Origin of the sequence: Rufibacter roseolus (assembly GCF_017916365.1) — a bacterium.
In the GTDB taxonomy this organism is placed as follows: domain Bacteria; phylum Bacteroidota; class Bacteroidia; order Cytophagales; family Hymenobacteraceae; genus Nibribacter; species Nibribacter roseolus.
On record NZ_JAFMSU010000001.1, the window covers coordinates 684,826 to 699,168 of the forward strand.

Below are 14,343 nucleotides of genomic sequence, written 5' to 3' on the forward strand. Positions count from 1 at the left end.
CTACTATCTTCGTTAAGAGAGAACCCAATCCCTAGACGGGCGTATTTCCTCTAGCGTTGCCTTTGTACATGATCCCGACCTCCATTTATTCCAGGAAATCCAGGTTAAAGCTGCTCATCATTGCCATTGCACTGATTATTGGCGCGGCCACCGTCATCTACACTAACCTGTTGGTAGCCAAGCTTTCTGAGCGGGAACAGCAACTCATTGATTTGTACGCCAAAGGTCTGCGCTACATGATCAACGCCGAGATTGACTCAGACAACCTGGTGTTCATCCAGGAGGAGATCATTGACGCAAACCGCTCCGTACCCGTTATCCAGACCGACGAGAAAGAGAACGTCATCGCCTATAAGAACCTTGATATCCCCGAAAAAATTTCAGAAAACCGCAAAAAAAGGCTTTTGCAGCGCGAAATAGCCAAGATGAAGGCCCAGCACAAGCCCATTGTGGTGTCTTACCAGCAGGAGTTCAAGAACTATATTTTCTACAAGGATTCTGAGTTGCTCACGCAGTTACGCTATTACCCGTATGTGCAGCTCACGGTCATCGCGTGCCTTTCTGTGATTGCCTATTACGCCTTCAGTTACTCCCGCAAAGCGGAGCAGAACCGCGTGTGGGTGGGTCTGGCGAAGGAAACCGCTCACCAGTTGGGCACGCCGCTCTCTTCTTTGATGGCCTGGTACGAGTACCTTAAAGGCAGTCCCCGGTTTGAAAATGAGCCCATTATTGAAGAACTAGGTAAAGACGTGCGCCGGCTGGAGATCATCACCGAGCGTTTCTCCAACATCGGGTCGGTGCCGGTGCTCAAGGATGAGCCACTGCAACGGGTACTGGAAAACGCCATCGGGTACCTTCGCAACAGGGTCTCCAACAAGGTGGCTTTCTCCATAGAGTCTGAGTTCCCACCGGAGACCACGGCCAAAGTGAACATCCCGCTTTTTGAGTGGGTGATAGAGAATATCTGCAAGAACGCCGTGGACGCCATGGAGGGCAAAGGCAGTATCACGCTGCGCCTGGTGAAAGCCAACGCAAAAGACGCCATCGCGCTGGACATCCAGGATACCGGCAAAGGCATCCCTAAGACGAAGCAGGAAGAAGTGTTCGTGCCCGGTTATACCACTAAGAAACGCGGCTGGGGCTTAGGTCTGGCGTTGGCCAAACGTATTATTGAGAATTACCACCAAGGTCGCCTGTTTGTGAAATCCTCTGAGGTGGGAAAGGGCACTACGTTTAGGGTGGTGTTGAATAGGTAAGGTGTTTTGGAGGTGTTTTCTGGAAAGAAAGGGAGAAACGGATTAGCGGAAAAAGTCTTCTATTCGGTAGAACACGTTTTTAGGAAAGCTAGTGTCTTTTACTGGAAGCCCGCTCACTGAAATACCTCCCAATACTCCCTGAAATGAATTATGGGTTGGTTTGCCTTGTAGCAGCGCAATCCTAACTGCTTGAAGATTTTCCAATTCTGAAAGGCGGAACCGTTGAGTTTGGTAGCCAATAGCCGAAATCACTAACCATTGTTTCTCCAGCGATATTATTTTAGAAAACGGCAGGCGGAAATTGCCCAGAGCATCTGCCTTGGTTTCTACGGAGTCATTCAGCCTGATGATTATGGCTGATGTGCCTGCTAGTATATTTCCGACGATTGAGTTGTTGTCCTGCGCAGATACAGTGGGAGAAAGCAGAAGGCTGGGTGCTGGTAAGAGTTCTATTTCTGAGCTGCGCTGTTGAATATGCTGGGCGGCAGTTGGGCGAGCGGTTAGCCATGTTGCTAAACCCAAGACCAAAGCAGGTAAAGTCCATTTCTTTTTGGAACTAGACTTAGGTTTATATTCCCGGTTGAGTTGATCATCGCGGAATCTCCCGCAGCCATTTCCAGATTGTTTTGTCAGCCAAGCTATTACCTCTGCATCAGACATCATTGTGAAATCCACTACCGTTTTCTGGCAGTTTTGACAGAATCTGCCTTTCTCATTTGGTGTCATTTTATTCCAGCTTTCATGGCAAGGTTCTGGAATGGTGACGCTGATTTTGTCTCTGGACATGAATTCCTGTTTTGAGGCTGATTTCCGGAATAGAGGCCGGAAATAAAAACTAAAAGAGCTTTTCTTTTAGTCGCTGGAAGAAGTTAAGCTGCGGCTTATTTTGCTGAACCGGTGGGTTTCTCACTAGTTGTACATTCCCCGCCACCACTACAACTTCTACCAAGGAGGCACGATCTAGCCGCAATCTGATTTCATTGGAAGCTTGGGAATTTGATTCTTTCAGAGGAATAGTTTCTGTCATGTAGCCAATAAAAGAGACGACGAGCGATAGGTTTTCTGTGCCTGTCCCCTCCGGAAGCACAATTTCAAATTCTCCGTGAACGCCGGTAGGTTTTGCTATAGAAGTTCCCGCGACTCGCACGGTGACACCAGGTATGGGCTCCAGGCTGATAGAATCTACAATTATGCCTCTGTAAACAGAAGAAGGGGTTATGGTGGAATCGCGGATTATAGAAGGTAAGGCCTGCGCACGGTCCTGTGCAGGAATTGATGCATTTGATGTCTGTGCTTCTGCCGTCTTGGAACTGAACCAAGCAAATAGGCCCAGCAAGGCTGGTCGCCAATCCCACTTTCTTGAGGGTACGGGAAGAGCTGTTAACTCTCTTCCTAATTGGTTTGACCTAAAGCGGCCACATGTATTTTCTTTCCCTAACCAATCTACCACCTCCACATCAGACATCATCGTGAAATCTACTACCGTTTTCTGGCAGTTTTGGCAGAAACGGCCTTGATTAAGTGGCGTCATAGATGCCCAATCCTCGTGGCAAGGCTGCGGTATGGTGACGGTGAGGCGGCGAGTAGGCATGGCTTCTTTTGAACTCGTTTCTGAAAAGTGGGGCAAAACAGGTTATCGGAACAGGTTTTTGACTCTGTAGTAAAGACCACGTGGAGAATACCACTTATACCAGAAGGCACCACCGACTATAACAGTTTCTCCCATGGTGCTTGTGTCTTCGGAGAGAAGAATGGTTACTTCTGAGGCTCTCAATAATTCCGCTACCTTTCTCTCCTGGGGTATATAACCTATAAAAGAGATAATAACCGTTTGTTCTTCAGTTTGTATTCCTGTAGGAAGTTCCAAGGAAAAATACCCATTCACATCTGTGGGGGTGGCCATGGTAGTGCCTTTGAGTAGTACCGTTGTGCCTGGCATTGGGTTATTACCTTTCGCGTCCAGTATTCTTCCTTTAAGTACTACTAAGCTATCAGCGGCCAAAGCTTTTTGAGAAATTTCTTCTTCAGGCGCTGCGTCTCTGATAGACAATGGGAAAACAGGAGAGGGGTGTGCCTCCACCGGCTTCGTGTTTAACCACGCCGACAAACCTAGTACCGCAGCTCGCCAGGTCCAGCGCCGTCTGCTGCTTGCGGAAGTCGCCAGCAATTCCCTGCCTAGCTGATCATGCCTAAACTTTCCGCAGGTGCGACCTTCTTGCTTTGAAAGCCAATCCACTACTTCGGCGTCAGACATCCTGGTGAAGTCCACCACTGTTTTGGCGCAGCTTTGGCAAAAACGGCCCTGAAGCTCAGGTGACATGGCGTTCCAGTCCTGGTGGCAGGGCTGGGGCACGGAGACGGTGAGGCGGCGGTTGGGCATAGGGGAGGGTTTGTCTAAATATAGGGTGGTTTCGCCGCTTTCAGAATATTTTGCTTAACTTTTCCCCTGAATTTTTACACCCAACAGACCAAGTGAATTTAAAAAGTCTTTTTCGCCGCAAGAGTTTAACCGCTGTTTTGCATACCCCGCCCGCCGATGTAGCCGCCCACCCGGGGGCTGTGGAGGAGGGCCTGGAGCGTAACCTTACTGTAAGGGACTTGACTTCCCTGGGGATCGCCGCCATTATTGGGGCCGGTATTTTCAGTACCATCGGGAATGCGAGTTACGAGGGCGGTCCGGCGGTGTCTCTGCTGTTTGTCTTTACGGCTATTGCGTGTGCGTTCTCTGCGTTGTGCTATGCGCAGTTTGCGGCCACCATTCCGGTGAGCGGCTCGGCTTATACATATGCCTATACTTCCTTCGGGGAGCTGGCGGCCTGGATCATCGGCTGGGCCCTGATCATGGAATACACGGTGGGGAACATTGTGGTGGCCATCTCCTGGAGCGATTATTTCACCGGGCTCATGAGCGGGGTTGGCCTGGATATTCCGGCCTGGCTCACCATGGGAACCCAGAGTGCCCACAAAGGCTACTACGAGGTAGTGGCGCTGCTGCAGGCCGGGCAACCGCTCTCCGCGGCTGATCCGGTGCAGTTGGAGGCGTATAATACCTGGCTGTCGGCCCCTAATTTCCTGGGCGGAAAACTGGTGATCGACTTGCCAGCCTTCATGATCAATGCCGTGATCACTGCTTTGGTATACATCGGGATAAAAGAGTCCAAAAACGCTTCTAACCTGCTGGTGCTGCTGAAAATGGCCGTTGTGCTGGTGGTGATTGCCGTGGGGATCTTCTACGTGAACCCCGAGAACTGGAGCCCGTTCGCCCCTAATGGCATCGGTGGCGTGCTGAAAGGCGTATCAGCGGTGTTTTTTGCCTATATCGGGTTTGACGCCATCAGTACCACCGCCGAGGAATGTAAGAATCCGCAGCGCGATTTGCCCCGCGCCATGATCTACGCCCTTATCATCTGTACTATTCTGTACGTGATCATCACGCTGGTGCTGACGGGAATGGTATCCTATAAAGAACTGGCCGTGGGCGATCCATTGGCCTATGTGTTCACCAAAGTAGGGGTTGACTGGTTGGCTGGTGTGGTGGCGGTGAGCGCCATCTTCGCCATGGCCTCGGTGCTGTTGGTGTTCCAAATCGGGCAGCCGCGCATCTGGATGACCATGTCACGTGACGGATTGTTGCCTCCTTTGTTCTCAAAAGTTCACCCGCGTTTCAGGACACCGTCTTTCTCCACCATAGTGACCGGGCTCTTCGTGGGCGTGCCGGCCTTGCTCCTGAACATGGACCTGGTGATTGACCTGACCAGCATAGGCACACTTTTCGCGTTTGCCCTGGTGTGCGGTGGTATTCTCATGATTGACCCCCATGGTACTTCCGAGGCCCGTTTCAAAGTGCCTTACCTAAACGGCAAATTCCTGGTGCCGCTCATCCTGGGGTTAATCGGGGTGCTGGTATTAATGTATAATCGGCAAGCCATTGATGAGTTCTGGCGTGCGGTGGCCTGGAGCGGTGGCTATGAGGAGTTCCGCCACCAGATTCCTATGCTGGTGTTCCTGATTTCCTGCGTGCTCATGGCCTGGGTTTCTTTCAGACGGAACTTGTCTTTGCTGCCGGTGCTGGGTCTTTTAACCAACCTCTACCTCATGACCCAATTGGGCGTGAACAACTGGTTGCTCTTCACTGTTTGGCTGCTGATTGGCTTGGCTATCTACTTCGGGTACAGCTACAAACACAGTAAACTGGCGGTGCGCCGACAAGTAGTGTAGCGCGTAAAAATTTTCTTGTGCTGCGGCAACTACGCTATTGTTGCTAAAAGGTTACAAAATTTTTTCTTTCCTCCCTATTAGGTGGTATCTTTCCTATAGTTTAGGCAGGCAGAGGCGTGTCTGCATATTAAAAGGAAAAGCTGAGGCTGTGGTTGAGAGAGAGATCATTGAAAGTAATCTGCACCTGACATACCGCAGGGATTTGGATATCCTGTTTCTGCGGTGGTATAGGAGCCCCGATTCTGTGCAGTTGCGGCAGGGGTATCTGCAGGCGCTTGATATGGTCAAAGAGGTGAAAACAGCCTATTACATGTTTGACCTGCGAAGCCGGGGTCAGGTGTCTGCCGATGACGAGGCTTGGTTGCTCCAGAATTTCTTTCCCTCCATGGAAGAAGAGTGTAACCATCAAAGCTACTGCGCTAACCTGGTTACTCCCACGCACTTCAATTATATTAAAGAAACGGTTGGGCTTGAGTTCCTGGAACAGTACAGCGACCTAACCAAGATGGGTATTTTCCTGTCTGAGCAGGATGCCGTAGCCTGGCTCCTGAAAAGCCGCGCCGATCGATAGTTATCTCTCCTTCCTCTATTTAGCCCGGTTCACGAGCAATACCCCGCCCAGAATAATGGCCATGCCAACGTAGTGCATCAGGTGAATGGTCTCCCCATCGGCTACGCCCCAGATCAAAGCCACAATAGGCATGAGGTACGTGGAGGTGCTCGCGAAAAGCGTGTTGGTCATGTGGATGAGCTTGTTGTAGAACACCAACCCAATAGCGGTACTGAATACGGCCAGCAGCGTGATATAGCCCAAAGCTTCCCAGGCTTGAGGCTGCGTGGCGAGTTTCTCCAGCGCCGGGGTGGTGCAGAGATAAGCAAACGCCAGCGGCCCCACCGTAAGCAAAGCTAGGCTGGCCATGGTCAAAGGCTTAATACCCGCCAGGCAGTGCTTGATAATGTTCAGGCTCCCGCCGTACAGCACCGTGGCCAGCACCACATACAAGCCATAGAAAGAATTGGACGAGGTCTCCTGGGCGCTGCCCGAGAAAATAAGCACCGCCGTCCCGATGATCCCGATCAGAATCCCCAGGACCCGCAGTAACGTGATCTTCTGCCGGAAGAAAATAGCTCCTATAATAAGCGTGAACAGCGCCGTCAAAGAGTTTAACACGCCCGCCAGGCCGCTGGCCAGTTTCGTCTCAGCATAGGCAAAAAGAAAAGCCGGAATCAGGTTGCCTATGAGGCCGCTTAGCAGCAGGAACTTCCACTGGCCGGGTTTAGGTGCTTTCAACCCCTTCAGCGCGAAAGGCAGTAAGGCCAGCATCGCAATGGTAATCCGGATGGCGCCCAATTCATCAGAGGAAAAAACCTCCAAACCTTTCTTGATCAAAATAAACGAGGTGCCCCAGATAAGAGCCAATCCGGTCAGGATGATCCACGCCAGCGCGGGGGTAGAAGAGGCAGGTTTGGCAAGGGTGGGAGAAGAGACTTCAGTAGACACGGAAATAGCTTGAAAATGAAGTGCAAAGATAAGGGATGCTTCTAAACTAATGAGAGATTGAGTGAAGGATAGAAGGACTGCATCTGTTTTAGCCCTGGTTTTGGGAAAACAGACTTGAAAAGGTATTGGCGCAGACGCTCGCAGGACCTCCGGACGCTGCGAGGTCTTCTGAGTAGACGGTATAGCGCTGGCAGCCAGAAACTCCCCTCCTGATTCAGGAGGGGTGCCCGCAGGGCGGGGTGGTGAGTAGGCTAAAAGCAAAAAGCGTTTCAGCGCCGATTCTCGTAAATCAGCCCTGAAACGCTTCTTATTATAATCTAAAAGCTTTACGCCTCAGCGTACTCCATGGAATTGGCAATCTCGTCCAGGATGGCGTAGATTTCCTGCGGGTCTTCGGTCTGCACCAGGCGCGTGCGGTAGCCTTTCACGTTAGGCAAGCCTCTGAAGTAGTTGGCGTAATGGCGGCGCATCTCAAAGATGCCCAGGCGCGGGCCTTTCCACTCCAGGCTCTTGTCAAAGTGCATTTTGCACATGTCAATGCGCTCCTGGATGGTAGGCGGGGCCAGTAATTCGCCGGTCTCCCGGAAATGCTTGATTTCCCTGAAAATCCAGGGGTACCCGATGGAGGCGCGGCCAATCATCACGCCATCCACGCCATAGGTGTTTTTGTATTCCACGGCTTTCTCTGGCGTGTCAATGTCGCCGTTCCCGAAGATGGGGATCTGGATGCGCGGGTTTTCTTTGATCTTGCGGATGAGGGTCCAGTCGGCCTCGCCTTTGTACATCTGCACGCGGGTGCGGCCGTGCACGGTCAGGGCTTTGATCCCGATGTCCTGCAGTCGCTCGGCTACTTCCTCCACGTTCTTGGTGGAATCGTCCCAGCCCAGGCGGGTCTTTACCGTCACCGGCAAGCCGAAGGGCTCAACTGCCTGCACGATGGCTGAGGTCATGGCCACCATTTTGGGAATATCGCGCAGCAGGGCCGCGCCGGCGCCTTTGCAGGCCACGTTTTTCACTGGACAGCCGTAGTTGATATCAATTAAATCCGGGCCTACCTGCGCAGAGATCACCGCCGATTCGCGCATAGAATCAATATCGGAACCGAAGATCTGGATTCCAATGGGTTGCTCGTAGTCAAAGATGTCCAGTTTCTGGCGGCTCTTGGCCGCGTCGCGGATAAGGCCCTCTGAGGAGATGAACTCCGTATACATTAAGTCGGCGCCATTGGCCTTGCACACTGCCCGGAAGGGTGGATCGCTGACGTCTTCCATAGGCGCCAGCAGCAGCGGGAAGTCCGGTAGTTCTATCTGACCGATTTTTACCACGTGAATGAGTTTAAATATTTCGCGTAAATTTACCTCATTAAAACCACACCGCCTATATGAAAGGTTTCATCTCGCCTACCCTGCATCCGTTAAAGTCACTTTTGTTGTTTATCGTGTTCGTGGTGGCGGGGCTGTTCATCGGGAATTTCCTGGCGGTGGTGCTGGTGAAAATGATCTGGGGCTACGGGGTGGTGCAGACCGCCGAGATGCTGGGTAAGCCTTCTGCCTACCCGGAGAGCCGCAGCGCGTTGGTGCTGTTCCAGGGCATGGTGCACTTTGTGGGATTCACAGTGGCCTCGCTCGCTTTCCTGCGGGTGAACGCCCATAGGCCCGGCGCTTTCCTTTCGCCTAGGGCGGTGGTGCCGTTTTACCTGCTTTTGGGCAGCGCCGTGCTGCTGCTGGTGATTCTGCCGGCTTCCTCCTGGGTGGTGCACTGGAACGCAACCGTAGATTTCCCGGCTTTTCTGGAGGGCTTTGAGCGCTGGGCCAAAGCCAAGGAAGATGCACTGCGGGAACTGACCCTGGAACTGACCAAGATCAACACCATTCCGCAGCTGATTTTGGGCATGGTGGTGTTTGCAGTGCTGCCCGCCATTGGAGAGGAACTGGCCTTCAGGGGCATTGTGCAGCAGGAATTGCAGCGCTGGTGGCGTAACCCGCACCTGGCCATCTGGGTGTCTGCCATTGTCTTCGGGATCATTCACCTGCAGTTCTACGGCGTGGTGCCGCGTATTATGCTGGGGCTGATCTTCGGGTATCTGTACTGGTGGTCTGGGAATATCTGGGTGCCTATCATCGGGCACTTTATGAACAATGGCTTTATGGTGCTCATGATGTTTCTGGCCCAGCGGCAGGCCGTAACCATGAACGTGGAGTCAACGGAGCCTAATTCCTGGCCATTGTCCTTGATTTCTCTGGGGCTCACCGCCATTCTATTGTACGGTTTGTACACCTCTTTCCGGCGCTTGCCGGCACCCCTAGAGGAGGAGCCTCATTTCTAAGCCCTTTTCCTGAAATCAGCCTTAAAACAGCCCCAGGCCAGCCTTTTGCTGCCTTATGCCGTATTACCAATCCTTTTAAATGGAAACAGAGAAAAAACAATTGAACAATCTGCAGCTGCGCCTCCTGGCCGGCGTGATTGGCGGGGCAGTCTTTATTGGCGCCATTTACTTTCATGAGTGGACGTTCTTCGGGCTGTTCCTGGCGCTCACGGTGCTGGGCCTGCTGGAGTTTTACCGCCTACTTTCTGATAAGGGGTTCCAGCCCAACAGAGTGATTGGGACCATTCTGGGTCTTGGGCTGTACGTGCTGGGCTTTCTGGTGGAGCGTGGTGATGTGGCCAGCGATTGGCTTTTTCTTTTGCCCCCGGTGATGCTGCTGGCGCTGGTAGCCGAGCTGTACCGCAAAAAAGAGCAGCCTTTCACCAATGTGGCCCTCACGTTGGTGGGGGTTTTTTACATTGCCGCTCCGTTTACGCTCTTGCACGTACTTGCTTTCCTGCCAGACAGATACAGCTGGCAGATTATCCTGGGCGTCATGTTTCTCATCTGGGCCTCAGACACGGGGGCCTACGCGGCGGGCAGAACCCTTGGGAAAAATAAATTATTTCCGCGTATTTCGCCCGGCAAAACCTGGGAGGGCTGGGTAGGCGGCGTGCTTTTGTCGCTTGGCGTGGCATGGATATTGTCGCTTTACTACCAGGACCTGGAACTAGAACATTGGCTGGGCGTGGCCGTGCTGGTGTCTGTCTTCGGGGCGCTGGGTGACCTGGTGGAGTCTATGCTGAAGAGAAGCCTGAACGTGAAAGACTCCGGCACCCTTATTCCTGGCCACGGCGGCATTCTGGATCGGTTTGACAGCCTAATACTGGTAATTCCGTTCCTGGTGGCTTTCCTGGAGCTTGTGCGGTAAAATTTCCTTATTTATAAAAGGCGCTTATTTTAGTTTAGTGTTATAAAATTGATAATTTTGCCGCCAATAAATTCCCCTGAATTGCAAAATTTATAATTTATGGCAGCATACAACAGCAAGATGGCTTATAAAGAACCAGCTCCTATAAAAGACAAAGAGAATCCCTTTGAGTCTATGATGTCCCGCTTCAACATTGCGGCGGAAGTGTTGGGTCTGGATGATGAGACGTATGAAGTTCTGAAATCCCCCACCCGGCAAGTGATTGTAAACCTTCCCGTGACCATGGACGATGGCAGCGTGCGGGTGTTTGAGGGTTTCAGGGTGGTGCACTCCAATATATTAGGTCCGTCTAAAGGCGGTATCCGCTATGACAAAGGTGTTTTCCTGGATGAGGTGAAGGCCCTGGCTGCCTGGATGACCTGGAAATGCGCCGTGGTGGATATTCCGTACGGCGGGGCCAAAGGCGGGATCGTGTGTGACCCTACCACCATGTCTGCTGGTGAGATTGAGCGTTTGACCCGCGCCTACACCGTAGCTTTGATTGACACCTTCGGTCCGGACCAAGATATTCCGGCCCCGGACATGGGTACCGGTCCGCGCGAGATGGCTTGGCTGATGGACGAATACTCCAAAACCAAAGGCATGACCGTGAACTCGGTGGTGACGGGTAAACCGTTGGTACTGGGCGGTTCTTTGGGCCGGGTAGAGGCAACCGGACGCGGGGTGATGGTATCTGCCATGGCCGCGATGGAAGTGCTGGGTATGGACCCAACGCAATCAACCGCTGCGGTGCAGGGCTTCGGGAACGTGGGTTCCTGGGCTGCGAAGCTGCTGGCTGAGCGCGGCGTGAAAATCCTGGGCGTGAGCGACGTGAGCGGTGCCTACTGGAACGAGAACGGCATCAATATAGAGGAAGCCATTGCCTACAAGAACGCGCACAACGGCCGTCTGGAAGGCTACGCCGGAGCAGAACCCATCAGCAACGATGAACTATTGACCTCAGCCGTGGATCTTTTGGTGCCTGCTGCCGTGGAAGATGTGATCACCGCCCGTAACGCTGACCAGATCCAGGCCAAACTGATTGTGGAAGGTGCCAACGGACCAACCTCGGCCAACGCCGATAAGATCATCAACGAGAAAGGCATTATGGTAGTGCCGGATATCCTGGCCAACTCTGGTGGGGTAACGGTGTCTTACTTTGAGTGGGTGCAGAACCGTTTGGGCTACAAATGGAGCCTGGACATGGTGACCGAGCGCTCTGACCGGATCATGACTGAGGCCTTCAACAAGGTGTACGCCACCTCCCAGAAATACGGGGTACCCATGCGGATTGCCGCCTATATTGTGGCCATTGACAAAGTAGCGCAGACGTATAAATTCCGCGGAGGCTTCTAAGTAGAAGCTTTCCGGCAACGTCTGGAAGTACATAATCTTGCCGCCTCCTGTCTTTTTTCTAGACAGGGGGCGGTTTTTTTTATATTTTTGCTTAATCAGCCAAAGAGTATCTAATGAAAATTCATAAAGAAGGACGAAAGATTCTGTTTTTTACCCTGTTAGGGATGTTGGTCGTGAACATGGCGCTTTACTACTTCAACAGCGAGCACTTAACTTTTAACAGGATCTTCTCTGGCGTTTCCTTTATCGTTTTCCTGCTCATTCTGCAGTTTTTCCGCAGCCCTTACCGCAACCTGCTCCTGCACGAGGACCTGGTGGTGGCGCCCGCCGATGGCAAAGTGGTGGTGATTGAGAATGTGGAGGAACCTGAGTATTTCAACGATGTGCGCAAGCAGATCTCCATCTTTATGTCGCCTATCAACGTGCACATCACGCGTAATCCGGTGTCTGGCATCGTGAAATACTTCAAATATCACCCTGGGCATTACCTGGTGGCCTGGCACCCAAAGTCCAGCACCAAGAACGAGCGCACCACGGTTGTGGTAGAATCTTTGGCTGGTCCTGAGGTGTTGTTCCGCCAGATTGCCGGCGCCATGGCCCGCCGCATTGTGTGGTACGTGACCGAGGGCGATGAGGTAAACCAGGGCGAAGAGTTCGGTTTCATCAAGTTCGGTTCCCGCGTAGATATCTTCGTGCCGGTAGACACCGAGGTGAAAGTAGAACTGGGCCAGAAAACCAAAGGTGGTCAGACCGTCATCGCGCAGCTGAAAACCAGCGCTTCCGGTTCTTTCTTCGGATAGTCGGTGTCACGTAGCAGGTATTAAGTAACAAGACTTTTTAATTTCTGATAAAACGAAGAAGCCTCATCTGGGAAAGATGAGGCTTCTTCGTTTTACAGGTGTTTCTTAGAAATCGGGCCTGAAATGGCGTACTACCTGATACGCGCTATCTTATAAAACCTTAGAACCAGTTCTCAGCCAGCTTCATCAGTTGCTCTAGGTATTTCTGGTCCACCTCATCGAAGTCATCCAGGCGGTCACTGTCTACGTCCAGCACCATCTTCACTTCGCCATCTTTGATTACGGGAACCACGATCTCGGACTTGGAAGCGCTGCTGCAGGCGATGTGGCCGGGGAAAGCCTCTACGTCCGGCACCAGGATGGTTTCGCGGCGGGTATAGCAGGCGCCGCACACGCCTTTGTGGAACGGAATGCGGGTGCACGCCACCGGTCCCTGGAATGGTCCAAGCACCAGTTGGTTTTCTTTCACCAGGTAAGCGCCCACCCAGAAAAAGTTGAAAGTCTCTTTCAGAGCCGCCATCACGTTGGAAAGGTTGGCGATCAGGTCAGTTTCCGGGGCTACCAAGGCTTCGATCTGCGGAAGCAGGGTTTTGTATTTCTCTTCTTTGGAGAGCGTGGTATCAATGAATAAGTCTTCGGCCATTTGAGTAAAGTGCTAATTGGTAAATGTGCTGCTGTGCTAATGATTTGTAAAGCACAACGTTTTCTTGAACGGCAAAGGTAACCTTAGGGGTTTCCTGACGCAAATGCTGCCGGTATGCTGCGGGAAAGGGTGCCGGAGGAACTTTCAGTTTTGGGCTGTTTTTGGCGAAACAAGACAAAAAGAGGCTGTTGCTAGGAAGGATGGTTGCGGTAGATTGTCAGTTCATCGTCTGCCACCATTCTCCGGGAGGCAAACTGAAGAGCCGGTAACCTTGGTGCCTTGATACCGTGCGCCAGGTTCTTCGGGCTTCTGAAAACCCTGATCTCATCCCATAGATTATTCTGCAGCAGCGCCTCCAGTAAGACCGTGCCGCCTTCTACCAAAATGGATTGTACGTTTCGCTGGTATAAATTGGTTAGCATCTGATTCAGGAAAGTGCCATCTGGGGACAGGGTAACGAATTCTGTTTGGGCGCTGCTCGCCTTCTCTTGTAAGGTGTAAATAACCGTGGGCTGGCTGTCATCCAGCAGTTGGTGCGTTTCGGGAATCTGTAATTGCTTGTCAATGGCGATTCTCAAGGGCGCTTGGCCGGGCCAGTGCCGGGTATTCAACTGTGGGTTGTCGTGGATTGCCGTGCGGGTGCCCACCATGATGGCTTGTTCTTCGGTGCGCCACTTATGCACCAGTTGCTTTGCCATAGGGCCGGAGATTTGGGTCGCCTGGTAATCAGGCAAGGCAATGAACCCGTCCGATGACTCGGCCCACTTCAGGACCAAGTAAGGGCGCTTTTTGGTCTGGAAGGTGAAGAACCGCCGGTTCAGCTCCAGGCCTTCCTGTTCCAGTACCCCGATATGGACTTTGCAGCCGGCATCCAGTAGTTTCTTGATCCCCCTGCCCGCCACCAGCGGGTTGGGGTCTGTGTTGCAGATTATGACATCGCGCACGCCATGCTCCAGGAGGAAATCAGCGCAGGGTGGGGTCTTGCCGTAATGGGAGCAAGGCTCCAGCGTGACGTACACACGGCTGTGGGGGAGCAGGCTTTTGTCCTGCACGCTGTTGATGGCGTTGACCTCGGCATGGAGGCCTCCGTACTGCTGATGCCAGCCCTCGCCTATGATCTTGTGTTTGTGGACTACCACGCAACCCACAATGGGATTAGGGCGTGCGTAGCCACTGCCTACGGCTGCCAAATCCAGCGCCCGCTGCATGTATTTTTCCTCTGTATGCATTACCTGTATTTACGCGCCCTTTGGTGATCCATGCCCGAATATCGGGTGTTTTTTCAGAAATTGCC

General features: G+C 52.5%; 14 protein-coding genes. 7 read left to right on the forward strand and 7 right to left on the reverse strand.

Annotated elements, in window-relative coordinates:
- Positions 1 to 68: 68 nt before the first annotated feature.
- On the forward strand, positions 69 to 1,256 hold the full coding sequence (locus tag J3P35_RS02890) for a sensor histidine kinase (RefSeq protein ID WP_210462860.1): 1,188 nt from the start codon (positions 69 to 71) through the stop codon (positions 1,254 to 1,256).
- Between the two features lie 42 nt (positions 1,257 to 1,298).
- Here J3P35_RS02890 and J3P35_RS02895 read toward each other — a convergent pair whose 3' ends face one another.
- From J3P35_RS02895 to J3P35_RS02905, 3 genes are read right to left on the reverse strand one after another with little or no spacing between them, the layout of a single operon-like run.
- Positions 1,299 to 2,042, reverse strand: a complete 744-nt coding sequence (locus tag J3P35_RS02895; RefSeq protein WP_210462862.1) for a hypothetical protein — start codon at positions 2,040 to 2,042, stop codon at positions 1,299 to 1,301.
- A gap of 49 nt (positions 2,043 to 2,091) precedes the next feature.
- Positions 2,092 to 2,847, reverse strand: coding sequence for a carboxypeptidase-like regulatory domain-containing protein (locus J3P35_RS02900; RefSeq protein WP_210462865.1), 756 nt, complete (start codon positions 2,845 to 2,847; stop codon positions 2,092 to 2,094).
- A gap of 42 nt (positions 2,848 to 2,889) precedes the next feature.
- Complete coding sequence (locus J3P35_RS02905) at positions 2,890 to 3,636, reverse strand: carboxypeptidase-like regulatory domain-containing protein (RefSeq protein ID WP_210462867.1); 747 nt, start codon at positions 3,634 to 3,636, stop codon at positions 2,890 to 2,892.
- 137 nt (positions 3,637 to 3,773) lie between these two features.
- Here J3P35_RS02905 and J3P35_RS02910 point away from each other — a divergent pair, with 137 nt between their 5' ends.
- Both J3P35_RS02910 and J3P35_RS02915 read left to right on the forward strand, forming a co-directional pair.
- Positions 3,774 to 5,474: an amino acid permease gene (locus tag J3P35_RS02910; protein ID WP_246849919.1), complete on the forward strand. Its 1,701-nt coding sequence runs from the start codon at positions 3,774 to 3,776 to the stop codon at positions 5,472 to 5,474.
- A 148-nt stretch (positions 5,475 to 5,622) separates the two neighbouring features.
- Positions 5,623 to 6,045 (forward strand): hypothetical protein, encoded by a 423-nt coding sequence (locus J3P35_RS02915; RefSeq protein ID WP_210462871.1) that lies wholly within the window; start codon positions 5,623 to 5,625, stop codon positions 6,043 to 6,045.
- 15 nt (positions 6,046 to 6,060) lie between these two features.
- Here J3P35_RS02915 and J3P35_RS02920 read toward each other — a convergent pair whose 3' ends face one another.
- Positions 6,061 to 6,975 carry a DMT family transporter gene (locus tag J3P35_RS02920; protein ID WP_317195345.1) on the reverse strand — a complete coding sequence of 305 codons (915 nt, stop codon included), beginning with the start codon at positions 6,973 to 6,975 and terminating at the stop codon, positions 6,061 to 6,063.
- A gap of 326 nt (positions 6,976 to 7,301) precedes the next feature.
- Positions 7,302 to 8,300, reverse strand: a complete 999-nt coding sequence (dusB, locus tag J3P35_RS02925; protein ID WP_210462873.1) for a tRNA dihydrouridine synthase DusB — start codon at positions 8,298 to 8,300, stop codon at positions 7,302 to 7,304.
- Positions 8,301 to 8,356: 56 nt separating this feature from the next.
- Between dusB and J3P35_RS02930 the strand changes: the two genes are divergently transcribed.
- The 4 genes from J3P35_RS02930 to J3P35_RS02945 all read left to right on the forward strand — a co-directional run bounded on the left by J3P35_RS02930 (position 8,357) and on the right by J3P35_RS02945 (position 12,406).
- Complete coding sequence (locus J3P35_RS02930; protein ID WP_210462875.1) at positions 8,357 to 9,301, forward strand: CPBP family intramembrane glutamic endopeptidase; 945 nt, start codon at positions 8,357 to 8,359, stop codon at positions 9,299 to 9,301.
- A gap of 79 nt (positions 9,302 to 9,380) precedes the next feature.
- Positions 9,381 to 10,211, forward strand: a complete 831-nt coding sequence (locus J3P35_RS02935) for a phosphatidate cytidylyltransferase (RefSeq protein ID WP_210462877.1) — start codon at positions 9,381 to 9,383, stop codon at positions 10,209 to 10,211.
- Positions 10,212 to 10,331: 120 nt separating this feature from the next.
- A complete protein-coding gene (locus J3P35_RS02940; protein ID WP_210464048.1) occupies positions 10,332 to 11,606 on the forward strand; it encodes a Glu/Leu/Phe/Val family dehydrogenase in 1,275 nt (424 codons plus the stop codon).
- Positions 11,607 to 11,719: 113 nt separating this feature from the next.
- Positions 11,720 to 12,406, forward strand: coding sequence for a phosphatidylserine decarboxylase family protein (locus tag J3P35_RS02945; protein ID WP_210462879.1), 687 nt, complete (start codon positions 11,720 to 11,722; stop codon positions 12,404 to 12,406).
- A 160-nt stretch (positions 12,407 to 12,566) separates the two neighbouring features.
- Here J3P35_RS02945 and J3P35_RS02950 read toward each other — a convergent pair whose 3' ends face one another.
- Positions 12,567 to 13,049, reverse strand: a complete 483-nt coding sequence (locus J3P35_RS02950) for a GAF domain-containing protein (RefSeq protein ID WP_210462881.1) — start codon at positions 13,047 to 13,049, stop codon at positions 12,567 to 12,569.
- A 191-nt stretch (positions 13,050 to 13,240) separates the two neighbouring features.
- Positions 13,241 to 14,278 carry a bifunctional diaminohydroxyphosphoribosylaminopyrimidine deaminase/5-amino-6-(5-phosphoribosylamino)uracil reductase RibD gene (gene ribD / locus J3P35_RS02955; RefSeq protein WP_210462883.1) on the reverse strand — a complete coding sequence of 346 codons (1,038 nt, stop codon included), beginning with the start codon at positions 14,276 to 14,278 and terminating at the stop codon, positions 13,241 to 13,243.
- Between the last annotated feature and the right edge of the window lie 65 nt (positions 14,279 to 14,343).